Source organism: Streptomyces sp. NPDC127190 (genome assembly GCF_042672505.1).
Taxonomy (GTDB): Bacteria; Actinomycetota; Actinomycetes; order Streptomycetales; family Streptomycetaceae; genus Streptomyces.
This window is the reverse complement of record NZ_JBHXVE010000034.1, coordinates 39,195-63,416: the sequence shown is the minus strand read 5'-3', so window position 1 is coordinate 63,416 and position 24,222 is coordinate 39,195. Positions and strand designations below refer to the sequence as shown.

General features: G+C 69.9%; 22 protein-coding genes, 1 pseudogene and 1 CRISPR repeat array. Of the genes and pseudogenes, 16 read left to right on the top strand and 7 right to left on the bottom strand.

Annotation, left to right across the window (positions count from 1 at the left end):
- The first annotated feature begins 3 nt into the window (after positions 1–3).
- The 4 genes from cas6e (at position 4) to ACFVIU_RS34570 (ending at position 5,176) form a co-directional block, all read left to right on the top strand.
- Positions 4–789, top strand: a complete 786-nt coding sequence (gene cas6e, locus ACFVIU_RS34585) for a type I-E CRISPR-associated protein Cas6/Cse3/CasE (protein WP_385847440.1) — start codon at positions 4–6, stop codon at positions 787–789.
- Positions 782–1,765, top strand: coding sequence for a type I-E CRISPR-associated endonuclease Cas1e (gene cas1e, locus ACFVIU_RS34580; protein ID WP_385847438.1), 984 nt, complete (start codon positions 782–784; stop codon positions 1,763–1,765). Before cas6e ends, cas1e begins: the two co-directional genes overlap by 8 nt.
- Positions 1,762–1,971, top strand: coding sequence for a type I-E CRISPR-associated endoribonuclease Cas2e (cas2e, locus tag ACFVIU_RS34575; protein ID WP_385847437.1), 210 nt, complete (start codon positions 1,762–1,764; stop codon positions 1,969–1,971). The genes cas1e and cas2e overlap by 4 nt, the downstream gene beginning before the upstream one ends.
- A gap of 156 nt (positions 1,972–2,127) precedes the next feature.
- Positions 2,128–4,410: a CRISPR direct-repeat array (repeat unit 28 nt; unit sequence GTCGTCCCCGCGCCCGCGGGGGTAGCTC).
- Between the two features lie 94 nt (positions 4,411–4,504).
- Entirely contained in the window at positions 4,505–5,176 is a 672-nt protein-coding gene (locus ACFVIU_RS34570) for a hypothetical protein (protein WP_385847436.1), read from the top strand.
- A gap of 215 nt (positions 5,177–5,391) precedes the next feature.
- Here the strand turns inward: ACFVIU_RS34570 and ACFVIU_RS34565 are convergent, their stop codons facing one another.
- A complete protein-coding gene (locus ACFVIU_RS34565; RefSeq protein WP_385847453.1) occupies positions 5,392–5,640 on the bottom strand; it encodes a hypothetical protein in 249 nt (82 codons plus the stop codon).
- On the opposite strand from ACFVIU_RS34565, the gene ACFVIU_RS34560 reads away from it, so the two are divergent.
- From ACFVIU_RS34560 to ACFVIU_RS34520, 9 genes are all read left to right on the top strand, one after another.
- Positions 5,539–5,934 (top strand): winged helix-turn-helix domain-containing protein, encoded by a 396-nt coding sequence (locus ACFVIU_RS34560; RefSeq protein WP_385847435.1) that lies wholly within the window; start codon positions 5,539–5,541, stop codon positions 5,932–5,934. The two genes, ACFVIU_RS34565 and ACFVIU_RS34560, sit on opposite strands and share 102 nt — an antisense overlap.
- A 94-nt stretch (positions 5,935–6,028) precedes the next feature.
- Positions 6,029–6,775 (top strand): hypothetical protein, encoded by a 747-nt coding sequence (locus ACFVIU_RS34555; RefSeq protein WP_385847434.1) that lies wholly within the window; start codon positions 6,029–6,031, stop codon positions 6,773–6,775.
- A gap of 364 nt (positions 6,776–7,139) precedes the next feature.
- On the top strand, positions 7,140–7,721 hold the full coding sequence (locus ACFVIU_RS34550) for a hypothetical protein (protein ID WP_385847432.1): 582 nt from the start codon (positions 7,140–7,142) through the stop codon (positions 7,719–7,721).
- A 211-nt stretch (positions 7,722–7,932) separates the two neighbouring features.
- Positions 7,933–8,106 carry a hypothetical protein gene (locus ACFVIU_RS34545; RefSeq protein WP_385847431.1) on the top strand — a complete coding sequence of 58 codons (174 nt, stop codon included), beginning with the start codon at positions 7,933–7,935 and terminating at the stop codon, positions 8,104–8,106.
- Between the two features lie 652 nt (positions 8,107–8,758).
- On the top strand, positions 8,759–10,768 hold the full coding sequence (locus ACFVIU_RS34540) for a hypothetical protein (RefSeq protein WP_385847430.1): 2,010 nt from the start codon (positions 8,759–8,761) through the stop codon (positions 10,766–10,768).
- 469 nt (positions 10,769–11,237) lie between these two features.
- Entirely contained in the window at positions 11,238–12,659 is a 1,422-nt protein-coding gene (locus ACFVIU_RS34535) for a hypothetical protein (RefSeq protein ID WP_385847429.1), read from the top strand.
- 738 nt (positions 12,660–13,397) lie between these two features.
- On the top strand, positions 13,398–13,775 hold the full coding sequence (locus tag ACFVIU_RS34530; RefSeq protein ID WP_385847427.1) for a hypothetical protein: 378 nt from the start codon (positions 13,398–13,400) through the stop codon (positions 13,773–13,775).
- Between the two features lie 75 nt (positions 13,776–13,850).
- Entirely contained in the window at positions 13,851–14,351 is a 501-nt protein-coding gene (locus tag ACFVIU_RS34525) for a hypothetical protein (RefSeq protein ID WP_385847426.1), read from the top strand.
- Positions 14,352–14,788: 437 nt separating this feature from the next.
- The gene (locus ACFVIU_RS34520) at positions 14,789–16,342 is read left to right on the top strand and encodes an RNA-guided endonuclease TnpB family protein (RefSeq protein ID WP_385847424.1); all 1,554 of its coding nucleotides are present in this window, start codon (positions 14,789–14,791) and stop codon (positions 16,340–16,342) included.
- A gap of 411 nt (positions 16,343–16,753) precedes the next feature.
- Here ACFVIU_RS34520 and ACFVIU_RS34515 read toward each other — a convergent pair.
- Positions 16,754–16,876 (bottom strand): annotated as a pseudogene (locus ACFVIU_RS34515) (zeta toxin family protein); the annotation flags it as partial.
- Between the two features lie 251 nt (positions 16,877–17,127).
- Here ACFVIU_RS34515 and ACFVIU_RS34510 point away from each other — a divergent pair.
- A complete protein-coding gene (locus tag ACFVIU_RS34510; protein WP_385847423.1) occupies positions 17,128–17,391 on the top strand; it encodes a hypothetical protein in 264 nt (87 codons plus the stop codon).
- Between the two features lie 12 nt (positions 17,392–17,403).
- Here the strand turns inward: ACFVIU_RS34510 and ACFVIU_RS34505 are convergent, their stop codons facing one another.
- The 5 genes from ACFVIU_RS34505 to ACFVIU_RS34485 form a co-directional block, all read right to left on the bottom strand.
- Complete coding sequence (locus ACFVIU_RS34505; RefSeq protein WP_385847422.1) at positions 17,404–20,076, bottom strand: Helicase associated domain protein; 2,673 nt, start codon at positions 20,074–20,076, stop codon at positions 17,404–17,406.
- 43 nt (positions 20,077–20,119) lie between these two features.
- Positions 20,120–20,428 (bottom strand): hypothetical protein, encoded by a 309-nt coding sequence (locus ACFVIU_RS34500; RefSeq protein WP_385847452.1) that lies wholly within the window; start codon positions 20,426–20,428, stop codon positions 20,120–20,122.
- A gap of 524 nt (positions 20,429–20,952) precedes the next feature.
- A complete protein-coding gene (locus tag ACFVIU_RS34495) occupies positions 20,953–21,108 on the bottom strand; it encodes a hypothetical protein (RefSeq protein ID WP_385847420.1) in 156 nt (51 codons plus the stop codon).
- A 131-nt stretch (positions 21,109–21,239) separates the two neighbouring features.
- A complete protein-coding gene (locus tag ACFVIU_RS34490) occupies positions 21,240–21,590 on the bottom strand; it encodes a DUF397 domain-containing protein (RefSeq protein WP_385847419.1) in 351 nt (116 codons plus the stop codon).
- Positions 21,490–22,344: a helix-turn-helix domain-containing protein gene (locus tag ACFVIU_RS34485; RefSeq protein WP_385847418.1), complete on the bottom strand. Its 855-nt coding sequence runs from the start codon at positions 22,342–22,344 to the stop codon at positions 21,490–21,492. Before ACFVIU_RS34485 ends, ACFVIU_RS34490 begins: the two co-directional genes overlap by 101 nt.
- A gap of 311 nt (positions 22,345–22,655) precedes the next feature.
- On the opposite strand from ACFVIU_RS34485, the gene ACFVIU_RS34480 reads away from it, so the two are divergent.
- A complete protein-coding gene (locus tag ACFVIU_RS34480; protein WP_385847416.1) occupies positions 22,656–23,555 on the top strand; it encodes an ATP-binding protein in 900 nt (299 codons plus the stop codon).
- On the top strand, positions 23,552–24,091 hold the full coding sequence (locus tag ACFVIU_RS34475) for a hypothetical protein (RefSeq protein WP_385847415.1): 540 nt from the start codon (positions 23,552–23,554) through the stop codon (positions 24,089–24,091). Before ACFVIU_RS34480 ends, ACFVIU_RS34475 begins: the two co-directional genes overlap by 4 nt.
- Positions 24,092–24,222 lie beyond the last annotated feature (131 nt).

Sequence of the window (24,222 nt, the reverse complement as noted above, 5' to 3'; positions counted from 1 at the left end):
CACATGCCCTACCTGTCGAAGATCGCCCTCAACCCGCGCCGCCGCGCCGCCGTGGCCCTGCTTTCCAGCCCGCACCGCCTGCACGCCGCCGTCCTGTCCGGACTGGCCGTGCAGCCGGTCACCGAGCGCGTCCTGTGGCGCCTGGACAGCAACACCCCGCACCGGGCCGAACTCCTCGTCCTCACCGACAGCCGTCCCTCCTGGTCCCACCTCGTCGACGACGCAGGCTGGCCCGGAGCTGACGGAGGCGCCCCGCTCATCGCCGACTACACACCCCTGCTGGAACGCATCGCCCGCGGCCGCGAGTTCGGCTTCCGCCTCACCGCCAACCCCGTCCAGAACGTCCCCCGGCCCAGCCGGCCGACCGACCAGCAGGCCGCTCGCCTGAAGGAAGACGCCGACAGCGGCAGCCGGCACCGAGGCTTCCGCGTCGCCCACCGCACCGCCGCCCAGCAACTCCAATGGCTCCTCACGCGATGCGAACGCCACGGCTTCAGCATTCCCGACGCCACCGCCGCACCCCCTGCCCCCGGCCTGCAGACAGACGGCGAAGACCTGTCCACCGGGCCCGCGGTGACCATCGTCAACCGCGACATCCTCCGCTTCCGCAAGCGCCCCGACGGCCCCCACGTCACCCTGTCCACGGCCACCTTCGAAGGACGTCTGCGCGTCACCGACCCCGACGCACTGCGCGCCAGCCTCCTCGGCGGCATCGGCCCCGCCAAGAGCTACGGACAAGGCCTGCTCACCCTCGCGCCGCTCCACGCCACCAAGGCGGACCATGGCTGAACCCTGGTGGCGGACCGGACCGCAAGACATCCACCGGCTCGAGGACCGCGTCACCAGCCTCTACGCCGAGCGCTGCCACATCGACCGGGACGACAACGCCATCGTCCTGGTCAACAAGGCACGCACCGTCCACGTTCCGGCTGCCTGGCTCGCTGTCCTCCTCATCGGACCCGGCAGCCGCATCACCCACCCCGCCGTCACCCTGCTCGCCGACTCCGGCACCGCCGTGTGCTGGGTCGGCGAGCAGGGCGTACGCCTCTACGCCACCGGCACCAGCACCGCGCGCGGCTCCCAGCTCCAGCTCCGCCAGGCCTGGCTGGTCACCCGGCCCAAGGAACGCGTCGCCGTCGCCCGCCGCATGTATGACATGCGCTTCCCCGGCGAGGACACCACCGGCCTGACCCTCCAGCAGCTCCGCGGCCGCGAGGGCACCCGCATCCGCCGGCTCTACACCCAGCACGCCGAACGGACCGGGGTACCTTGGACCAAACGCGACTACAAGCCCGGCGATGCCTTCGCCGCCGGCGACGACGTCAACCGGCTCCTGTCCGCCGCCAACTCGGCCCTCTACGGCATCTGCCACGCAGCCGTCACCGGACTGGGCGCCAGCCCTGCTCTCGGCTTCGTCCACACAGGCAACGCCCTCTCCTTCGTTCTGGACATCGCCGACCTCTACAAGGCCGAGTTCACCATCCCCCTCGCCTTCGACCTCGCCGCGCAAGGCCTCACCTCGGAACGCGACGCACGTACGGCCCTGCGGGACGCCGCCGTGCAGGGCAAACTCCTGCCCCGCATCGTCGCCGACATCAAACAGCTTCTCGTCCCCGACGGCGGCGACCTGCCGGACGAGGATCTCGGCGCCCTCTGGGACGACGGCGACACCGTCGTCAGCGGCGGCCGCAATTGGAGCGCCACACACCACCTCGACGTCATCCCCGAACCCACCGACCCCACCCCCGCCGGAACGGCCCCGTGAGCGCCGGGACGACCGTGGTCGTACTCATCGCGGCCCCACCCGGGCTCCGCGGACACCTCACCCGCTGGTTCGTCGAAGTAGCCGCCGGTGTGTACGTAGGCAGCCCCAACCCCCGGATCCGTGACCGCCTCTGGAACCTCCTCTCCGAACGCATCCACGACGGCCAGGCCGTCATGATCGAACCAGCGGCCACCGAACAGGGCTAGTCCGCCCGCACCGCCGGCCGCGACCGCTGGACCCCCGTCGACTTTGACGGCCTAACCCTCATCGCCCGTCCACGCCAGAACGGACAGCCCTGGCGGCCCTCGAACGAGGTGAATCAAAACGACATGATCACCTGACAACACCGCAGGTCACGAAGTGTCGTCCCCGCGCCCGCGGGGGTAGCTCGTGCTGGTTGAGCAACGGGACCTGGGCGAGGACGTCGTCCCCGCGCCCGCGGGGGTAGCTCCCTCTCCGTCGTCTGCACCGGCAACTCTGTCGAGTCGTCCCCGCGCCCGCGGGGGTAGCTCCGGGCCCATCGTCGCCTCACCGAGGGAGCCGCCGTCGTCCCCGCGCCCGCGGGGGTAGCTCTTCTGACCCGCCTGCCGGGACTGTCGCTTTGCCGTCGTCCCCGCGCCCGCGGGGGTAGCTCCTCCCATAGCGTCAGTTTCCGTACCGGTCCGCGGTCGTCCCCGCGCCCGCGGGGGTAGCTCCCGGCTTCGCAAGAGCTGACCGCACGGCGGGAGGTCGTCCCCGCGCCCGCGGGGGTAGCTCGCGCCTTGCGTCGTCTCTGACCACGCTCGGCACGTCGTCCCCGCGCCCGCGGGGGTAGCTCTCCTGTCCTCCAGAGCCGTCGAAGACCGCGCCAGTCGTCCCCGCGCCCGCGGGGGTAGCTCCCCCTGGGACGTGTGCGACCCCTGGGAGGCCGAGTCGTCCCCGCGCCCGCGGGGGTAGCTCTCTCCGAGTACCCGGGGGTATCGCGCATGGTCGGTCGTCCCCGCGCCCGCGGGGGTAGCTCCCCGTTCCGGTTCTGAGAGGGGGCCCCGCGATGGTCGTCCCCGCGCCCGCGGGGGTAGCTCCCCGGGCGTCGTCCGGCTGCGCGACGGCCAGGAGTCGTCCCCGCGCCCGCGGGGGTAGCTCCTCCTCACGGACGGAGTGATGGGGGCGCGGGTCGTCGTCCCCGCGCCCGCGGGGGTAGCTCCTCGTAGACGCGGACTGCGAGGTCTTCGTCGACGTCGTCCCCGCGCCCGCGGGGGTAGCTCCGCCTGCACCGCACTCCACACGAACAGTAGGAGGTCGTCCCCGCGCCCGCGGGGGTAGCTCACACGGCCGAGCCGTTCGACTTTGAAACTCGGAGTCGTCCCCGCGCCCGCGGGGGTAGCTCCGCCCGCACCGTGGACTACCTGCTCGACAGCATGTCGTCCCCGCGCCCGCGGGGGTAGCTCTTTCTGGGGGGTCTCCGCTGCGCTCCAACCCCCGTCGTCCCCGCGCCCGCGGGGGTAGCTCCGAGCGGCCGGCCGAGAGGTAACGCGTGCACCTGTCGTCCCCGCGCCCGCGGGGGTAGCTCCCACGCGAGCACGGCCACCAGGGCGACGGCCGTGTCGTCCCCGCGCCCGCGGGGGTAGCTCGCAGGGCTGGCCCCTCAACCCGCAGGGCCGCACGTCGTCCCCGCGCCCGCGGGGGTAGCTCCACTGTCGCCTCCGGTGTGCTCGGCGTTCGGGGGTCGTCCCCGCGCCCGCGGGGGTAGCTTCTTGTCCAGCATCGGTGACAGCGCCATCCGCAAGTCGTCCCCGCGCCCGCGGGGGTAGCTCCCTGATCCCGGGCGCGAACACGGCCCTGGCCGCGTCGTCCCCGCGCCCGCGGGGGTAGCTCCCTTGAGGGCCGGTACGCGCCGGCCGGGCTAGCGTCGTCCCCGCGCCCGCGGGGGTAGCTCTGCGGAGGCGACGCCGGGGGCGAGGATGGTGGCGTCGTCCCCGCGCCCGCGGGGGTAGCTCCACCGCGCCCAGCGGCACCTCCGTGATCCGCGCGTCGTCCCCGCGCCCGCGGGGGTAGCTCCCTGACGCCGGGCGACGACCGCCCCACCAACGAGTTGTCCCCGCGCCCGCGGGGGTAGCTCGCCGAATACGCCCGCGAGATCGGCTCCTTCATCGTCGTCCCCGCGCCCGCGGGGGTAGCTCCGTCACAGGGCTGTCCGGCGCAAGGATTCCGGCGTCGTCCCCGCGCCCGCGGGGGTAGCTCCGACCAGGGCATGACCGTGGCGTGGGACCTGGAGTCGTCCCCGCGCCCGCGGGGGTAGCTCCCGCCTCGACCGCATGGAACGCGCCGTCCTCTTGTCGTCCCCGCGCCCGCGGGGGTAGCTCATCCCCGCCCGGTTCCGTGACCGCCTCCCCGACGTCGTCCCCGCGCCCGCGGGGGTAGCTCCGGCAGCGGCTTCGCCCTGGAGGTCAGCCTCCCGTCGTCCCCGCCCGCGGGGGTAGCTCCGCGCAGGCGGCTTTGGCCTGCCAGTTGGTGTCGTCGTCCCCGCGCCCGCGGGGGTAGCTCCGACAACGGATCCGTGCCCGGGTCGATGCCGACGTCGTCCCCGCGCCCGCGGGGGTAGCTCTTTACCTCGGGAGGCGTCTCTCGTCCCACGCGCGTCGTCCCCGGCGCCCGTAGGGGTAGCTCCCGGTCGCGGGCCAGTAGCTCGGCCTCAGCGGTAGAGCGGGAGGCGGGCAGGGGAGCATGTAGCCAGTTGTCACTTGTCTGTGAGGGGTCGTCATGGGGTTTGTTCGCCGCGCGGTGCCGCCGGTGTTGTTGTCGTGTCTGCTGCTGGTCGGCTGTTCGCATGTCTCGTCTTCCGGAACGGGGGTCTCGGCGAAGGGCGGAGCGCCGGCTGCTGGAGCGCCAGCGACTGCTGTGTCGGCGGGGGCAGCGAAGATCCCGGTGGGGGCGGGGCCGCAGACGACGTACACGGTGCAGCGGCAACCGCCCGCGGGTAGCTGTCGCTACCGCTACGAGAAGGGCGAGCCCCTGGAGGATCCTGCGTGTACGCCTGGTGCGGTGTCGCCTGCGGTGACGCAGGCGAATCTGGCGTCGACGATCTGCCGTAAGGGCGGTTACACGAAGAACATCCGGCCGCCGGAGTCGGTGACGCGGCAGGAGAAGAGGGCGAACGCCGTCTCCTACGGCTACTCCGGCCGTCTCGGGGACGCCGAGTACGACCACTTGATCAGCCTTCAGCTCGGTGGGGATCCGAATGACGCCCGGAATCTGTGGGTGGAGCCGGCCGACCCGGGCCACCGGTCTGGCTCTGGGGTCAACAACAAGAAGGACCCGGTGGAGACGAAGCTGCACACCGCGGTCTGCTCGGGGAAGGTCACGCTCCAGGCGGCACAGCAGGCCATCATCACCGACTGGACGACCGCGCTGAAGCGCCTCGCCCTGACCTGAGGTGTACAGCCGGCTCCTGCTGCTCGTTCGCCGCTCCGCCTCCGTCCTGCTGGGCCGGGCCGGGCCACCGCGGGCGACGCCTGCGACCGTCCGGGGCATGTCCGACTGCGGCCGCCGCCATCAAGTCGTTGGCGATGAACTGGTGGCCGTTGGTGATCCCGAGATAGGCGACCCCGGGCAGGAAGAGCGCGGCCGGCACCCCGAAGCCCAACACCTCACCGCGGTCTCGAACCTTCGCCACGCTCTCCCCCTGCTGCTGTCGACGTCGTCGTGGGCACCGTACCGGCCGCGCCCACCCAGATCCGCCGATCAGCGGGAGCGTCCGGGAGCTCGCGGCGGGCGAGTTTGTCGGGGGTGGGCACGTGCCGGGTGACGTACGGCTGGCCGCTGAAGTCGACGGTGATCGTGTGCCGCAGCACGTCGTCGTCGGCGTCGTAGACGACGTGCTCGATCTCCAGGCACACCCGGTCGGAACGACTGGATGTCCACAGCCCAGACCCTCCGGCTTCCTGTCCGCAGATCCGCTGGATGCCTTGCTGGGCCGCACCCGAGCACACGTCCTGCGAGCCATAGCCGACAGCCCATGCACGACGAGCGAACTCGCCACCCGGGCCGCAGCACCGCTGTCGACGGTCAGCCGACACGCCTCCATCCTCCGCGACGCCGGGCTCATCACCAGCCACCGCGACCGCAACACGGTGCTGCATACCATCACGCCTCTTGGCATCTCCCATTGCCAAGGGCACACCCTGGCCTGACCGGGGCGTGAAGGAGATACGGAGCTACCTGACACATAGTCGCTCCGTCATGCCATCCGACTTACCGTTGGGGACGTGTGTGGGGGTGGTCACAGTGAAGATTGGACTCTTCAAGCGCGCGAGGCCCAGAAGCAGCTACTGGGATCGGGGCGAGCGGCCACTCCGTCCCTGGAAGCGCCTGCTGATCGGCCTCGTGGCAGCAGGCGGAGTCGCGCTCTGTGCGCAGGCTATGGTGAAGCCGTACCAGCAGGAGTGGGCCTACCAGAAGGCGTCTGACTGTGAAGCCAGGCGTGATTCCGGTCAACAAGACCTCTGTATCGGTTGGGAGCGGGTGACCGTCGTCGGCCGTCGCACCGACGAGCGGTGCTCCGGAGGCGGCGTGGATGCCAACGGTCAACCGGAAACGCAATCCTGTCGGACTGACTACTACGTTGGTGTCCAACGCCCGTCTGGCGTTGAGTGGCTGGACACTACGGAAGGCATCTACGACTCCGCGCACTCGGGCGATAGCGCCACTCTTCGAACTTTCCAGGGAAGAGCGGTCGAGTTGAGTCTCAAGGGACACTCCTCGAACCCTTCACCGTTCCTTGAGAAGCTAATTCCACTCCTCATGGGCGCATGGGTCCTCCTCGGTGTTCTGGTGTGGACGGCCGCCAGCGGCATCCCATGGGCGCTCTTCGGATACGCCGTCAGTTCGGTACTGACTTCGCTCCCGGCGGCGGTGGCAATTTCCGCCGTACTGTTCGGTGGCCCCGTGGCCGCTGTCGTCGTCACGGTGCTGGTCGTTGCCGGTTTGCTGCTTACGCTGATGGTGGTCAAGCGCCGTCGGGCCGCCTGGTAACCGAGAACGGGCCCGAGGACAACGGGTCGATGCTGCGGGCGTTCGTGGAAGTCGACCGGGCCACCATGGGCCCCGAACCCCTCGCTGCCAAGCTGACCTCGTAGGAGCGCCTCCACTCGCAAAGGTCGCCGTCGGCACCGGCACCTCGGCTACCACCGTCAAAAACATGCTCAACAAGCATCACGAGGCATCGGTAGCCCTCGCCGAGGCGCTGGCACTGCTTCGGTGATCGGGGTCTCGGCGGGCCAGGTAGTCCTGCAGCTCCCGATGCCGGAACTGATAAGCCATCCCAGACACGCGGACGAGCCCGGCCCCGTAGGCCCAGTCGAGGAAGCGGCCGAGCCTCCAGGGCAGACGCCCGCGCGTGCAGATCAGCGTCGCACCGCCCGTGCCCATGCGCTACCGCACCCTGGGCGCTACGGGAGAATGGAGCCCCGCGCAACTGACCGACCAGGCCCCCGTCAACCAGCAGGGCGGGCGCCGGGCCCCGGCCGCGCTGCTCGCCCCTCTTCTCCATCTCCTTGACCTTCGCCTTCAGCAGGGCGCGGGCCTCCTCCGCGATGTCGTCGCGCAGCTGCAGCTTGAGCTCGCGGCGGGCGGTGACGACGACACCGGACAGGCGGCGGTCGATGGTGGAGGGAGCGGTGAGCTTCCCTGGCTCGCGTCCGGGCTTCGGGGGCCGGGCGGGCTGGTGCCAGCACCACTCCACGAACGCCACCAGGGTGCCGGTGCGGACGGCGGCCGGGGGCAGATCCTCCTCGGCGCAGAACCGGAGCCATGCATTCCAGTCGGCGGCGTAGCCGGTGCGGGTGCGCTCGGGGCGGTTGTTCTCGACGTGGGCGGTCGCCTCGTGGTCGAGCCGGGTGAGCCGGTCCTCGGTCGCCGGGTCGAACCGTGCGGGCGCCCGGGTGGCCGGCGGGCGCGGGGGGCCGCTCGTCGTGACTGAGAGGTCCGCAGTTGTCATCTCTCTCCCCGAGTACCCGTCACGCCCGTTTTTCCGTAGCAGAGTTTGTGTCGTATGGATCCCCGATACGGCTTATCGGGGATCCGTGAGTGGCCGGGGGCGTCACCGTGCCCTCGTACGGTTCGCGGCGGATGCGACAGGGGAGGCAGCAGGAGTCCGCCGGGCGGTCCGGCGGAGGAGGGGAGGCCACGGCGTGGCAGACATGACCACCTACGGGTACCAGGCGGAGCGCAACGCGGACCGGGCGGCCGGCCGGCAGGGAGACGAAGACAGGACCGACGCGATCGGGGAGGGCCTGGCGGCCGTCGCCTATGCCCTGCTGGAGGTCGCCGCGGCGATCCGCGAGAACACCGAGGCCCAGCAGTAGCCGCTCGGGCACCGCGTGCACGGCCAGGCGACGTGGCCGTGCACGCGGGTCAGCCTGCTGAGTCGGTCTGGCTGCCGGGCGCAAGCGTCCGCCGGCCGGGCCGGGAGGTCACGGGGTGGGCCCCGAGCACACCGCGGGCGCGCAGCTCGTCCAGGTCGGGCAGGCGGACGCCAATGGAAGCCGACCTCGTGGTCGCGAAGGCGCGGAGCACCCGGCCCGCCATCGCGGCCGACGTCGCCTTCCAGCCCCACTACACGCGCTTCACCGACCTCGCGACCACATGAGCCCGCCGCGGCCCACGTGCGGCGCAGCGGCCCGATCGCGTTGGCCAGGCTCGTCGGCCTGCTCCTGGAAGGCATCACCCATACCGCCCACGGTTACGACGGACGAGTGCCGTCGGTCGGCCTGCGGCGCGCCGTCGAGCAGGGTTGGAAGGTCCGCACCCCTCCATTCACTCTGCCCCGGGCAGAACTCGAAGCACTGTGCGACGGGACGGCTTGAGGCGAGCGGAGAGGCGATCTGGTTGGTGTACTCGGCTGGTGACAGGATGTGTTGGCGGGAGGGGATGGGGGAGTTTGTGCGCACGGACAGGCGACGGATTCAGACGGCGGTGCTCGGCGGGGCGGACTCGGATGAGCCGTTGATGTTGCCGATGGAAGCCATCGAGCTGGATGCATTCCGCCGTGTCCACGAGGACGACACCTTCTGGTGCGGGACTTTGCTCGGCGGCTGCGGCGGGCAGTTGACCACGAAGCTGTACACGGACCGGGCCTGTCATTTCGCCCATCACCCGGATCCGGACGGCCTGCCGCACGTGTGCGGTCGTCGCTCCCGCGGCGTGGACAGCGCGGACCACCTCTATGTGCGGTCGGCGGCCGCGGCCTGGCTCGCCGGCCGCGGGGAGCAGGCGACCTTCGAGTACACCCGCACCGAAGGGGCGCCGATCGGGTCCGTCGTGGATGTGCGCTGGCGGCATGGCGCTCTGCGGGTGCATCTGGACCACGCAGTGACGCCGGTGTGGGACGACGGTGCCGAGCCAGTCCTCGGGACGATGGTGCCGGTCGACCGCGACACACTGATCCGCCGCTGGTACGTGCACCGGATCCGCCTGAACAGCGTGGGCACCGCGCGCCACGTGCAGATCGGGACCGAGGCGTTCGCCCGGCCGATCGAATGGTTCGCTCTGGACGAGTGTGAGATGACGGAGCGCGGGTTGTCGACGCCGGCGGTTGCGAAGATCGTTCAGGCTCGCACCGCGCCGCGTCCATCGCTGTGGTCGCCCGGCAAGGCGAGGAAGGTGCCGGAGCCAGAGGCACGCGCCCAGGCCCTGCTGCGCCGACTGGTGTACGCACGTCGGATCGAGTCCGTTCCCGTGGTCAAGCAGGTGTGCACGGACATCGAGAATCTGACCAGTGTGGGCGAGAAGCTCCAGGAGCAGCTCGAGGCTGCCGTTCGCCACGCGAGGATCTGGCTGGTCGAGCAAGACGAGGGGCGCCGCAAGCTGTTCGCCAACCTGACCAGGGCGGTGGAGGAGCAGAAGCCTGGGCGGGTGCGCAGGCTTCTGCTGCGCGTCAATGCGAGGGCAGCTGAGGATCGTACGGACACCGAATCGGCCGTCTACGAGCGGGCGATCAGGTACTTCGAGAGCCTGGACGACCTCACGCGGGATGCGGTCGAAGCGGAAGCTGACACGGAGAAGGAAGCACGCAAGGCCGCGGGTCGCGTCCGCACCGCTCTCCAACGCCTTCGCGGCTACGACGCCTACACGTTTGATCTGCGCCCTCAGGTCGAGGAGCTTTTGGAGTCCGCGGCCTCGGCTGGAGACCTGCTGACCCGTGGCGAAGCGCGGCGTGTAGAGGTCTGGAAGAAGCGGGCGGCACGAGGACTGCAGGCGCAGTTTCACGTCGCGCGGCGGTACTGGATCCAGCGGAGCTGTCCGCGCTGCAACGCGGAGCAAGGCAAGGACTGCGTGCTGGTCGAGGGACCCAACAGCGGGAAGCCACGTAAGAACGGCCACAACGAGCGGCTACAGCTGATCCTGGACGAGCGGAAAGCCGCACAGAAGAAGGCCCGGCAAGAAGTCGAGGCTCCTGCCGGGCCGACGCAGCCGGCACCGGACACGCCCGAGCATGAAGCCAGCCCCACACGTCCGCTCGAGGAGCGGCCGCAGCAGTCCGGCCGGAAGGGCCGGGCGCGTGAGGCGAGGATGAACGCCGTGGCCCCCCGGCTGCACCACCAGGTGCCACGCGGCGACTGGTACCGGATGGGGTGCCCGCGATGCCACGCCGGCCCCGGCACGCTGTGCGAGAACGACGATCGCGTCGGCCCCAGCGCGAAGCGACAGCTTCCCCACGACGAACGCCTACACCGCGTCCTGCAGAGCGAGGACCGTATTGACGCCGACGAGGAGCAGAAGGGCGCCCCCGACGAACGCCAGCACCAGGCTCCGCCGCCTGCCCGGGCTGAACCCCGGCCTCCTCGGCAGCGCAGGAGGGAGCGGGAACCGCAGGAGACCGCGGGTTCGGCAGCGCGGACCTGGCACGCGACCGATGTCACCTGCCCGACGTGCCGGGCCCGCCCGAACTCCCCCTGCACGCCCCACGGCACGCACCAGGAGCGGGCGGAGTGGGCGAGGGAGTTCACCCGCAAACTGTGGGGCTGAGCCACCCGCCGCCACGGGGAACGCGGTGCTGGGCCGTTTCCAGTGGAAACGGCCCGTGCGACCGTCCGGCGCATGTACGTCTCCGGCCGCCGCCATCAAGGCCACCAGACACCAAACCAACAGGAAATCCATGAAGGAGGAGGCCATGGCTGAGCAGACGTCGGCCGAGGTGATGGAGGCGCTGCGGCGCGTGGCCGTGGAGGAGCAGGAGGCTGTGGGCCGGTACGCGGAGGAGATGGCTCGGCTGGCCGAAGAGGAGGAGTAGGACCGCCTCGGAGCCGGTCCAGCAGGCCCGTGCCTGGGGACCGGTCTGGTGCTTGCGCGGCATTGGGCGCTGGGAGGTGGGTCGTGTGGCCGTCTCGACCGAGGGGGCTTGGCCGAAAAGGGTGGCCCATCTCGACCGGCACGCTCGTGGGCATGGGAGAAGATCCATACAGAGGCGGGGGTCTGCGGTCCGGGGAGGGAAGCCGTGGCGAAGCAGCAGAAGAAGAGGCGGGGCGTGCGCATCCCGTGGGTGCGGGACAGCCGGGGGGAGCGGTTCGACCCGTCCGCTATCGATGTCCAGCCTCATCCGCCCTACGTGGTCCCGCTCTACTGCGACGGGTGCGGGAGCCGGGTCTCGGCCCGGCATGGAAACGCCGACGACCCCGACTCCCGCTCCTCCCACTACTTCAAGCTTGAAGACCACAAGGCGGACTGCACGTACGACCTCGTCCAGCGCGGCAAGCACCTGGTGGAGACGTCGAAGAGCACGGTGGTGCGCAAGCTTGGGCAGTGGCGTCTGCTCTGCCCACCCCTTCAGCACACCGGCGCCGGCACGCGCGCCCCGGGTCCACCTGGTCGCGCCCGGCCTGCCGCCCCGGGAGGCGGCGGGAAACCGGTCACCAGCGAGAAGTCCGGGCCGGCGATCGCGTCCGCGCGGCGGATCGTGCAGCTGCTGAACGACTTCGAGAACGACCCCGATGTCGTGGCCGAGTTCGCGGCCACCGCCCCTAACGGCCGGGGCAACATCCCCTGGGAAGCGTTCTGCTACTCGCGTACCACCGCCGACCAGCTCGCCCAGGCCTTGCTGAAGAAGAACGACGCCGCCCACGGGATCCCGCACGCCGTGTGGGGTCCGGCCAGCATGGTCGACGCGGTGGCTGGCAAGGCGGGGGAGAGCTACGTCGTGCAGTACGTCGCCCGCAACCCGGTCGACATCGACGGCCGACGCGTCAAACTCATCGTCGCGCTGCGCAGCACCAACCCCGAGTGGATCGGTGTCGGCACCCGGTCGGGGCAATGCCTGGGGTACGGGCACTGGCGCCTGTTCGGCCTTGAGCGGGCACGCGAGCGCGGCCGGATCGAGCTGCAGCTGTGGGTCAACGAGCCGTGGCAGGTCCAGCGGTGGGACCTCGACTTCAGCGTCGCGGGCATCACCCCCGCAGCCACTCCCGCACGCCGCGCGCTCCGCCCGGGCAGAGCAGGTCCGCCACCTCGCCGGCGTGCACCTGCGGCCGCGCCGACCACGCGTCGGGCCGATTCGCCTGCGCCGGCAGCCGACCCAGTACCCGGACCGCCTGAAATGGACGTGCAGGACGCGCACGCGGATTCACCCACGGCCGGCCCTCTGTCGATCGTGCCGCCTGCGGCTGATCCACCGGAGCAAGAAGTCGTGTCGGCCGCCAGTCCGCTGACGCCCACGGTGCCGGAACCGCAGGCACCCCTCGTGCCTCCGCCACCGGGCTACCCGCCCACCGTCCCCGGCGATGAGGCCCCACGGTCCGAGCAGCCCCCGCCGTTTCCGCCGCTGCCCCCGTTCCCGCCACCCGAGCCGGGTGAAGACGGGCGCCGCTCGGCGCTCGGCCGGTGGCTGCGCATGCTACGGCGTTCCGACCCCTCTTCCCGGTAGGGACGTCGCCGACACCGCTGGCGTTGGACTGGCTACGGCTATGGCCTCGGACGTGAAGGCGGCAGCCCGGACGCCCTGGCCGAAATACCTGCACGAGATCGTCTTCTCCAGCGGCACGGACACCGCTGGCGGAGGCCTCCCGGACGGGCAGGGGCCGGGTCCGCGGATCCGGCGTGGGTGGAGGGCAAGGACTGTCTGCGGTACGAGGAAGGACTTGCAGCGCATTCACCGAGGCTGACGCCGCTGCCGCTGCCCGGGCGGCAACCAGCCCCGAGGAACTTCATCGCCGCGCTCGATGCAGGCGCCGCCGGGCAAGAGTCGCGGAGTCACGACCGGCCAGCCCGGGTGGGCGAGGCCCGCGATGTCGCCGGCCTCGTGGGGAAGGCCGGCGACCAGGACCTGCACGGTTCCTACTGCTGCAGCGGCTGCCGATCTTCTGCCGTAGCACCTCGGCCCTGCTCACTCAGCAGGGCGGCAGATAGGGGTGTGTGGGCCTGGCAGAGAGCAGGAGCCGTTGGCCGACACACCCCTGCTGTATCCCATGTTCCACATCTATGGTCTGGTGCCACACAAGGCTGCCCGCCTGGTCGCCAGTTGAGGTGTAGACGAAGGTGAGGCTGCTTTATGCGATTAAGGGTCGTCGCGAGTGTGTTCGCCGCGAGTGTGGCGTTGGCCGCTACCAGCGCCCCTACAGCTCTGGCGGTTCCGCCGCCGAACCCGGCTCCGCCTGAGGTCACGGTGACGACGCAGGACTCGGACTCTGCCCATGTCACGACGTGCGACTTCTACGCCTCCAAGCCTCTCCACAGCGGCTCCCGGATGACCGGCACCGGGGGCATCAAGATCTGCTCGGGCGGTCCCGTGGCCTGTACCAGCGAGGTGGACCTGGAGTTCTACAACGACTTCTCGAACCTGTGGATGACGGCTGGGACCGCACGGCAGTCCAAGTGCGCGCCGCCGCTCCGGTCGTCGACCGCAGCAGCAACCTGTGTGAACCGCCCGGGCGACCCGAAGGTGGCCTGGCGCACCAGCACGGTAGGGACCTTGGTGAGTTCGGGCGGGTCCCACGGCTCGGGCACAGCGCACAGTGACGTCTTGTACGTGCCCTGCGCGTAGGGAAGCCTTGGAAGGCTGTGTCGGTCAGTTGGCACTCGGCCGCGGGTTTTCCACTCGCCGGAGAGAGGAATCGCTGTGACCTCGGATCCCGACACGCTATGGCGTCGCTGCTCTCATCTGGGTCGTGTCCTGCTGCCGCTCGTGGACCAAGAGCAAGGGCGGCAGGCTGACCGGCACGGGAACCTGCGGACCTGGGGCATCGACGCTGCGGTGGGCGAGCGGCTGATAGAGATCTTCGCAGCCCTGGCCGCCCATGCCGTCGCCATCGACGCCTCGGTGCCGGCCGCGCAGTTCGACGCCCTGCCTTTGAGGACGGTAGCTGACGCGGCGACCGGCAAACGGGACTTCGAACTGCTCGCTGGGCTCCCGGACAGGTTCGCCGATGTCCGCGACGAACAGGCCGTCCAGCTCTTCCGCCTGTCTGCCTATGAAGGCGGACAGGCCAGTCGTCGGCTCTTCCAGCTGAGCAGAGAAGTACGCCACGCGCTGATCGTTCTCGTCGAACGTCCGCTGTTCCCGTGTCCCACGTGTCGGGACGTCTTCCGCCGTGCAACCGAAGCCAATCTGCCTGAGTGATCACCTGGCAGGCCCGGCGGGTGCAGGTACCAAGCTCCTCGCCTCATTGGTGGCCGTCGGCCTTGCCCTCCCGTGGTGAGGCCGGGAGGGACGCGGTCGCGCCAGGCCTGGTTGAGCCAGGGCGGCGGCCCGATGATCGGGGATCACCGCTAGCGCGAGCTCGGCCGGCGTGCCTCCCCGACCCGGACCCTGGCAAGCAGCCAAGCCCGATTGAAGCCGCCCGGGCCCAGCGGCGCCGCCAGGCCGTAGCCACCGAAGCCGCTGCGCTTCGCCGAGCCCGGGCCAAACGCGCTCAGAGAGCCGGCTGCGAGACAGCAGTCGGGAAGCCGCCAGTAGCGCAGCGCACGGCGTGTACGTGCAGATCAGTCGCATTGTCAGTGGTGTCCTCTACGATCCGACTCAGTTCTGGTCCAGGCGAGTTGTGAGGGGGTGGGCGAGTGCAGCAGGAAGTTCTCCGGGCGTTCCAGTTCGCCTTGGATCCCACCCCCGTACAGGTGGAGGCGCTTACCCGGCATGCGGGTGCGGCGCGGTGGGCGTTCAACCATGCGCTCGGGGTGAAGGTGGCCGCGCACCAGCAGTGGCGGCGCGAGGTCCACGCGCTTGTGGACCAAGGGGTCCCGGAGGTGGAGGCCCGCAAGAAGGTGCGGGTTCCGGTGCCGTCGAAGCCGCAGATTCAGAAGCACCTGAACCAGATCAAGGGTGACTCCCGCACCGGCGGGCTGCCGGAGGGCGTGTACGGGCCGGAGCGGCCGTGCCCGTGGTGGCACGAGGTGAACACCTACGCGTTCCAGTCCGCGTTCATCGATGCCGACCGGGCGTGGAAGAACTGGATGGACTCCCTGCGCGGGGCTCGGGCCGGCCGCCGGGTGGGCTACCCGAAGTTCAAGAAGAAGGGCCGCACGAAGGAAGCGTTCCGGCTCCACCACGACGTGAAGCGGCCGGCGATCCGGCTGGAGAGCTACCGACGACTGCTGCTCCCGCGGATTGGCGCGGTGCGGCTGCACGAGTCCGCCAAGCACATGGGTCGCTTGATCCGCCGCGGTGATGCTGTGGTGCAGTCGGTGACCGTCTCCCGGGCCGGGCATCGTTGGTACGCCTCCGTGCTGTGCAAGGTCACCACCGAGCTGCCCGATCAGCCCACCCGCCGTCAGCGGCAGCACGGCCGCGTCGGCGTCGACCTCGGCGTCAAGCACCTGGCCGTCCTCTCCCAGCCTCTCGAACCCGACGCTCCCGCTACAGCCTTCGTCACCAATCCACGGCACGTCCGCAAGGCCGAACACCGGCTCGCCAAGGCGCAGCGGGCCTTCGCCCACACCCAGAAGGGCTCAGCGCGGCGTGACAAGGCCCGGCGCCGGGTGGCACGGCTGCACCACGAGGTCGCTGTGCGGCGCAGCACCGTCCTGCACGCGCTGACCAAGCAGCTCGCCACCCGCTTCGCCGAAGTTGCCATCGAAGACCTCAACGTCGCCGGGATGACCCGCACCGCCCGCGGCACCCTCGACAAGCCCGGCCGACGCGTCCGTCAGAAAGCCGGCCTGAACCGGGCCATCCTCGACGCCGCGCCCGGCGAGCTGCGCCGCCAGCTCACCTACAAGACCTGCTGGTACGGCTCCACCCTCGCGGTCCTGGACCGCTGGTTCCCGTCCAGCAAGACCTGCTCCGCCTGCGGGTGGCAAAACCCACGCCTCACGCTCGCGGACAGGACGTTCCACTGCACCAACTGCACCCTCACGATCGACCGGGACCTCAACGCCGCACGCAACATCGCGGCCCACGCTGTCCCCGTCGACAGGCCTGTCGCCCCTGGTAGAGGGGAGACACAAAACGCCCGCGGAGCCCCCATAAGACCCCCTGGCCCTCGGGCCGGGCGGCAGGAGGCGATGAAACGGGAAGACACCAGCCCACCCAGGCTGGTGCCACCTCAGCGGAGCAACCCGCTGACGCTCTCCACCCTCAACCACATCGGACACGAAACGGCAAAGCAGCCATAACACTGCAGGCCACGAAGTGTCCCAGCCACGTGTGGGGAGCGACCGCCGCCCTACCCGTACGTCGCGGTCACCGACCCGTCCCAGCCACACGTGTGGGGAGCGACCGGACCGCTGCCACGACCAGCTCGGCCTCGCCAGTCCCAGCCACGCGTGTGGGGAGTGACCGATCCAGCGGTGTTCGTCGGCTGACAGCCGGTGGTAGTTCACGCCCGGTGCCCGCCGTCGCGGTTGAGCGATGCGTCGTACCGGCTCGGCGAGCGCGGCGGCACGTTCGGCGTCGCGCTGGACAGCCAGGCGCCGGTCCTCGCAGTGCAGTTCGCGGTGCAGCCGCTGATCGGTCCGGGCGAGGTCCCGGCGGAAGACGGCGGTCTCCGTGAGCAGCTGCTGGGCGCAGGCGTCGTGGTTCTCCCACGACGCGTACCGCGGACGGCAGAGGAAGCGGTCCAGGATCACGAGCTGGCTCCACGCCTCCGCCGTCGCCACCGCCACGACCTCGATCCGGTGCCCTGCCCGCCGGTACGCGTGTGACGACATCCGGACCTCCTGCGGATCGGCGAGGGCGGACTCGACGCGCCACCGCCGAGGCGCGGGCTGAGAATCCAGATGAGATCGTCGTCTTCGCACCACACGCGGCCTGCATCATGATCTTCGACGCGGACGAGGACCGCGAGTACATACGCGACTTGATCACGCCGATCCCCGCAGCCGAAGTCGAGCTCGCCAACGAACTGCTCCAGCGGAGGAACGCTCTAATGCGCGACCACTCCAAGGAGTAGCTCGTAGCCATGATCCGCAGCATGTGGGGTATTCCGATCGCGGATCTCGTGCGCTCCACCAAGCAGGAGCTCGCCAACGATCTTGTGGACGGCGAGGACAGCCGCGAGCGCTACGAGGCGTACGGGCAGGTGGCGTTGACCAACGGCAGACCGGCGCGCGGCTCACGACCTCTTTGCGGAGGCGTCGGTTGCTTCGGCCACGACAGCGCGACACCATGGCCGGAAACCCGCGCGCGCTTCCGTGCCCAAGGGCCCTGCATCGGCGCACAGTAGCCTGAGAGGCTTCTACGCCCTCGCCCATTCCAGTCCGAGGTCGGCGAGCGCGGCAAGCTGATCGGCCGTGAGCTTGTCGCGCCGGGTCTTGGTGTTGGAGACCCATACGCCCAGCTTCACGGCCACCGGCTCCGTCTCGCCGTCGACCGTGATCTCTTCGCTGTGTCCGCGGGGCACCGGACGGTCGGCGCCCTCTCGCTCGACCCACTGTGTGAGGGCTGTCAGGCCGCGCTGGAATGCCTGCTGCGCTTTGCTCGGGCCCTTCGCTGTACGACCGGCCGCCGGGTCGGGAGCGGCCTTCTCCAGCGGCTTGATGCCCAACACGGTCAGCCGTTCCTGCTGTTCGGGCAGGAGCCTTGCCCAGACGGCCGGCTGCTTCTGCTGTTGGAGCCATTTGCCGATGTCGTCGCCGTCCATGAGCACGCCGGGTGCGATGTCGGGGAGGTGGCCGTCGGCGTCGACCAGGTCCGCGAGGACGCGGTAGTGCCGCTGCCAGTCCAGCGGCCACGGGCAGTCCCAGTCCGGATCGATCGCGGCCAGCTGCGCCGCGCGCTGCTGCGCCCGTTTCGGGTCTTTGCCGAGGCCGTTCTTCGCGCCCTTGCGGCGGAGGTTGGCCATGTGCTGCCCGATGGGCACCATCTCGTCGTCCTCGCCCCACACGGCGTCCTGCCGGGGTGCGAGGTGTCCGGTGGCCCGCCGGTAGGAGCGCAGTGCGGCGAGTTTGTTCTCCCAGGCTTCCTCGCCGGGCTCCCAGACCATCCCGGCTTCGGGTGCGTCGAGCAGTTCTTTGCGGTGGGGGTCGAGTTCGCCGGCGCGCAGGGTTTTGCGCTGCTGGTGGACCCACCGGCCCAGCGGAAACGCCTTCGTCGCCCCGACTTCGACCTCGGTGTCGTAGGGGACGGCGTACAGGCCGGTGATCTGGTTCTCCCGGCGCCAGCGCAGCAGCGCCTCGTAGCCCTCCAGCCACACCAGCGACTCGGGCCGGTACACCCGTGTCCGCAGGAACGCCGCGATCGTGGTCGCGTCGCGTGGGCTGGAGAAGTGCAGCAGCGCGGACTCGGCAGCGCCGTCGGTGTCGCCCTGGTCGTCGCCGTCTCCTTCGCTGCCGGCTCCGATGATCCGCCCGTCTTCGTCGCGCCGGAGGTGGACTTTGCGCTGGCCGTGGGTGAGGGCGCGGGTGGCGAGCTGTTCGACGAGGCGTTCCGAGTGCGAGCGCAGGCCTTGGAGGACGGCTACGAGGGGCCGGTACGAGGCGCTGGCGACCATGTCCTGCGGGTCCTCGCCGGGCTGGAGGAAGACGGGCACGATGATCCGCGCGACCTTGATGCTGCCGTCGCGGTTGGGCCGGAGCGCGCGGCCGATGTTCTGGACGATCTCGACCTGGGAGCCGCGGGTGTCGGCGAAGCAGATCGCCTCGACTCCGCGCTCGCCGGTGATGTCCACGCCTTCCCCGAGGACGCGCACCGAGGCGAGGAAGGCGCGGTGTACGCGCCGGTTGTTCGCGTCGATGCCGCCTGCGAACTGGCGCAGGACCTCGCGCCGCTCGGAGACGAGGTGGTCGCCGCACAGCCATGCCGACCACACGCGGTCCGAGGGTACGTGGCGGCCGGCCTCCAGCTCGTAGAACTCCGCGCCGATCGACGACGCGGGGAGCCGGTCCGCGGCGGCCAGGTCCTCGTCCGTAGCGTCGTTGACGTACAGCTCGGCAGCGGTCTTCGGGAGCTTCTCCGCGAACACGGCGGCCTCCTCCACCCGCTGGTGGAAGGTCATGATCGTACGCAGGTTGTACGCCGCCGCGTGCTCCAAAAGTGCGGTCTGCAGCAGCGCCATGCGTCGGCCCCGCAGCGCCTCGTCCGACTCCCCGTAGACGGGGAAGGGGTCGCGGATTTCCAGCACGTCGATCTCGAACCCGGCGAGGATGCCCCGTTCGATCGCCTCGGAGAGCCCGAGCTCGGCCAGCCATGGCCCGTAGGTGGCAGAGTCCCGGCCCATCGACGCGATCTCCAGCTCCCGGCCGCCCGCGCCCCTGCGCGGCTGCGGAGCTGCCAGAATGCGCGGAGTGGCGGTCAGGTACAGCCGGAAGTCCGCGGGGATCCGCTGGTTGTCGTGGATCGCGGCCCAGGGCCTGCCAAGATCACCTGCGGTCGAGTGGGCTTCGTCAATGATGGCGAGGTCGAAGCCTGCCATCTGCTGGCCGTAGAGGCGCTCTCCGCCCGCCAGCGCGGCTTCCAGCGGCCCGCGGACCTTCAGCTGGCCCTCCGGTGCGTCGATGTCCTCGCGGTCCACGAGGGAGGCGTACGTGGCGAACACGACGACCGGCCCCTTCCCGGCCCACAGCGCCAGCTGGATGGGGTTGGTGGTGGTGCGCACCCCCAGCTCGTTCAGAACCGGGTCGTTCTCCAGCGAGCACACCGCCACCATCGGCGTCCGGTGACCCACCAGCCGCCATGCCTGGGCGGTCTGCACGAGCAGGTCCAGAGTCGGCACCGTCACGAGGACCCGGCCGTCCGCGAACGACTCCAACGCACACGCGGCGGCCATGATCGTTTTGCCCGACCCGGTCGCGGACACGATCGTGGCCCGGGCACCCTGCGGGGGCACAGATGACCTTGCAGGAAACCCCACCCACTTACGGAAAGCCGCCTTCTGGTCAACCTGGTGTTCCTTGAGCTGAATACCCGGCATTTAGCAATCCTCCCGTAACCCGTTTACTGACCGCTTCGGGAAATCACCGGGACGGCGTGAAAGGCGGGACTGACACCGTACCGTCCTGGCGCATGACGACCCGCTCCGCGAGCTGCGCCAGGACCTGGCCCGGCATGAGCCCAACCTGATCGGCCACCGCCCGGATCAGCCGGCTGGGCACGGCAGACAGCCACAGCTCCGCCCGCAGCTCATCCGCCTCCTCCCGCCGCCGCGCCTCGAAGCCGGCCCGCGCTGCGAGAGCACCCTCACGCCACTCTTCGCGCTCCTGAGCCCACGCGTAGCCCTCGGCGTCCCGCTCCGGCTCATGCGCGCCCCAACCGGCACGGGCCATCAAGTCCCTGACTGTGATTTGTCGGGTTGGTGTCGGTGGTGGTGAGAGTCGGTCGCGTTGGTCCAGGGGTGGGTGTTACGGGGCTGGCCAGTGGGTGTTCGTGGGTGGGTGGGCCGCTCTGCCGCTCCTCCTGGTCCTCGCTGCTGCCGCCGCTCCCGTCGCCGCCCACGACGATTGGCTCGATATGCTTCATCGGTACCCGTAGGTGTCCTTCGGGTTCGTAGAACTGCTTGGCGGCCTCGTAGTTCAGCGCCCATTTGTCGGCCTGTGTCCGGCGCGGCTTGGGCTTCTCGTCCTCGGCTGCGGGCTCGATTCCGAGGACGTGGTCGCACATCCACTGCTGGACGCCTGTGAGGTTGTCCCAGCTGAGCCGGACCGAGCGCACCCATCGGCCGAGGTTCCTCGTCATGCTCGCTGCGGGTCTGTACGCCTCTGACATGGCTCGGGGCCTGCTGCTGGGCGAGCTGCTCCACCACCCGGGCGTCGTGTGCCCTGAGCGCCTCGAGCAGTTTCGCCAGCCCGCCCTACGCCCGGGAGGCGAGCATGTTGTCCACCGTCTCGCCCGGCCCGAGCAGGACCGGCACCACGAGGGATGCGACCTTGCCCTCGCCGGGCTGCATGCGCAGCGCGCGGCCGACAGCCTGGACGAGGGCGGGTATGGAACCGCGCACGTCGGCCAAGTAGACGGAGTAGGGCGCAACTACAGTGTGCTGCACGCTGGCGCCGAACTGATCGGTGGCGGGTAGTAAGGCGATGGCGGTCCCCCTCAACGTGCCTGAGGGGGACCGCCCTACTTGTGCATAAGGCCAGGTCAGCCGCGCATATCAGGGACGATTTTACCCGTGCTCACGCTGCTGATGAAGGCAGTCCAGGAGCTGCGCGGGAAGACCAGCGCCGGCCCCTGCTTGTCCTTGGAGTCACGGACTCCAATCTCGCTGACGAGGTAGGCGGCCTCGACGCAGTTGCCGGTGCCGTCGCTGCTGTACGAGGACTTGAACCATGCCTCTTCCGGGGCGATGTCGGTGGATGCCTTGGGCAGTCGGTGTGTGTTGATGGCTCCGCTACTTTCCGGTGAGTGCTTCCAGGAATTCGATGGTCTCCTCCAGGCCGAGGGCGGCCCCGACCATCGCGTTGAATCGGCGGGTGAACCGGTCGACTTCACGGGGCTTGTCCGACGTGGACACAGCCCCCCATGCATTGTCAGTCTGGACCCGAGACGGAAGTTCGCCGAGGTCCAGGATGGCGAAGTCGTTGGTGGCTCGGTAGCCGCGTTTGAAGGGCAGCACCTGGACCTGGACGTGGTCCTTCCGTGCCAGCTTGGCGATTTCGCTGTACTGCTCGCGCATCGTGTCCTCGTCCCCGACAGGGATGCGAAGGGCGGCCTCGCCGAGGATGACGCGAAGACGGACGTCCTCACGATCGAGAACCCTGCGCTTGCGCTCCATCCGAAGATCCACGTTGCGCTGTATGAACTCGCTGGTGGTGTCTTCGACGGGACGCTGGACCTCGAACAGGGCCCGCGCGTAGTTCTCCGTCTGCAAGAGGCCGTACACGACGGTCGGGTGGTAGGCCAGGATCTCCGTGGCCTCCGCTTCCAAGCCGACGTAGTGCGGCATCCCAGCCGGCATGAACGCGCGGTACTGGGTGAGCCAGTCGTCGCTCGGTGCCTCGCGGTTCAGCTCGACCAGTTGCTCGATCAGTTCTTCATCTTCGACGGCGTACCGCTTCAACAGCGTGCGGAGGTCCCCCACGTTGCGCCGGAAGTTCAGCTCGCCGTTCTCGATCCGAGCGAGGGATGCCTCGGACAGTGCTCGAAGACCCCGAACAGCAGCCTTGCGGGTCATGCCCCGTGCCCTGCCGTCCTCGATCGGCGGGCAGTTTTCGCGCAGCTGTCTGAGTTGGATGCCGAGCTCCAAGCGCCGCCCGGTTGCCCCTCGCCTTGCCGCCACCTGTGCACCACCCCCATGCGTCTGCGCTGGTTGAGTAGAACCCTGCGCAGAGTGTGGCATCCGCTGCGCGCTCACCGCAGCCCCCTGTGCAGGTTCCGGCATAGTCCATTTACGGCTCCGCTGAATTTTCAGCGGCGATCCAGTTGCTTCTCAATGCGTACTACCGCCACCGTAGTTGAGCCAACGCAAGCCGTGACAGGCAAGCGGATGAATCTCGCACCCCGTGCGCCCTCCGCTCCTGCCACGTCCCCCGCACCGGACGGCTCGGAGGTCGCGGAATGACACCTGTGTTCCAGGCGCAGCACGACGGCATCCGGGCGGCCCTCGAAGTGTCCATCGAGCGCCATCCGGGCCAAGACTCCCTCACCGGAGACCTCTCGGAGGCAGACGCCGCTTGGCCGAAGCGCCTTCGCCGCATCGTCCGCGCGAGCCTGACCTACTGGCGTCGGCCGGACCTGATCGAGACCGCGGAGCTGCTGCTTTCAGAGTTGGCGACCAATGCCCTCCGACATGGCCACGGTCATGACATCACGGTCCGTGTCTTCTTCCACGATGGCTGCTGCGTGATCGAGGTGAACGACGGCTCATCCGCCCGTCCAGCACTGCGCCGCGCCAGCCCGACCGACGAAGGAGGCCGCGGCCTCATTCTTGTCGACGCCTTGGCCGAGTCCTGGGGTGTCAGTGACGACGGCGCAACCACCTGGTGCACCCTCCCCCTGAACAAAGGATCCGAAGAGATGCAACCCGTCGCGGTGACCGCTCCGGTCCTGCGCGAGATCCCGCTGGATCTCCCTGCTGATCCCAGCGCCACGGGCTTAGCCCGCATTCAGGCCCGGACCCTGCTCACCGTGCTGAGCTGGCCCGGCAACCAGCACCTCGCGATCGACGTCCTGCACGTCCTCCTCGACAACGCGGTGCGGCACGCTCTCCCCGTCGCCAAGACCGTGCAGACCTTCGGGGTACGCCTCAGCGTCACTGAGGCACACGAACTGCTCGTCGACGTCACGGACCCCGTCCCCGCGTTCCCCAACTTCGACAAGGCCGTTGCCGGCGAAGTAGGCCGCGGCCTGTGGGAAGCCGTGCGCCAGGGTGCCGAACTCTCCTGGTTCGTGGTCGGTTCCGACTACGGCGCCAAGACCGTGCGCGCTGTCCTGCGCCCCGGGCGGGTGGACCGGTGACCGCCCCGGCTGCCGCGCCGACGACCGGCGCCGAAGTGATGCAGCAGTTGGTCGAGTCCGCGGGTGCGGCCCATCAGCCGGCCGCCGACATGGCCGACCTCGCCGAGGTGATCCGCACCCTCATCGGGGTCGAGGCCCGCCGCGACACCCGCGTACGGCTGGGCGGCAACCTCTTCGACGTCGTCATCACCAGCTCTGGCCTCCAGGCGCGCGGAGCCGTCGCCCTCATGGACGAGATCCAGGGCGGATGCGGCCCCGTGATCGAGGACCCCGAGAGCGGCTGGTTCTACTGGCTCGTCCCGCCCGGGTCCGCAGCCCAATGGCCGCACCACTCTCACGCCGTATGTCTCGGAACTCCCCACACGATCACGCTGCCCTCCCTGAACCGGACCGTGCCCCCAGGCCCCTACTGGTTCCGGCCGTCGGCAAGTGACCGGCTCGTACCGACGCAACCGCTTCGTGAGGCCCTGGCCCAGCTTCGGCCGGAGCCGACACCGCATGCCGCGCTCGCGGCCCAGCTTGGAATCACTCCCTGAGACGCCGTGCTCGCCGGCGCCTGCCCCCTGGGCGTCGGCGAGCACGGGCCACGGCCTGCTGCCGGGCTGGATACGAGTCCGGCAGCAGGTGACCCCTCGGAAAGAGCCACCACATGGCAAAGCTGCTCCTT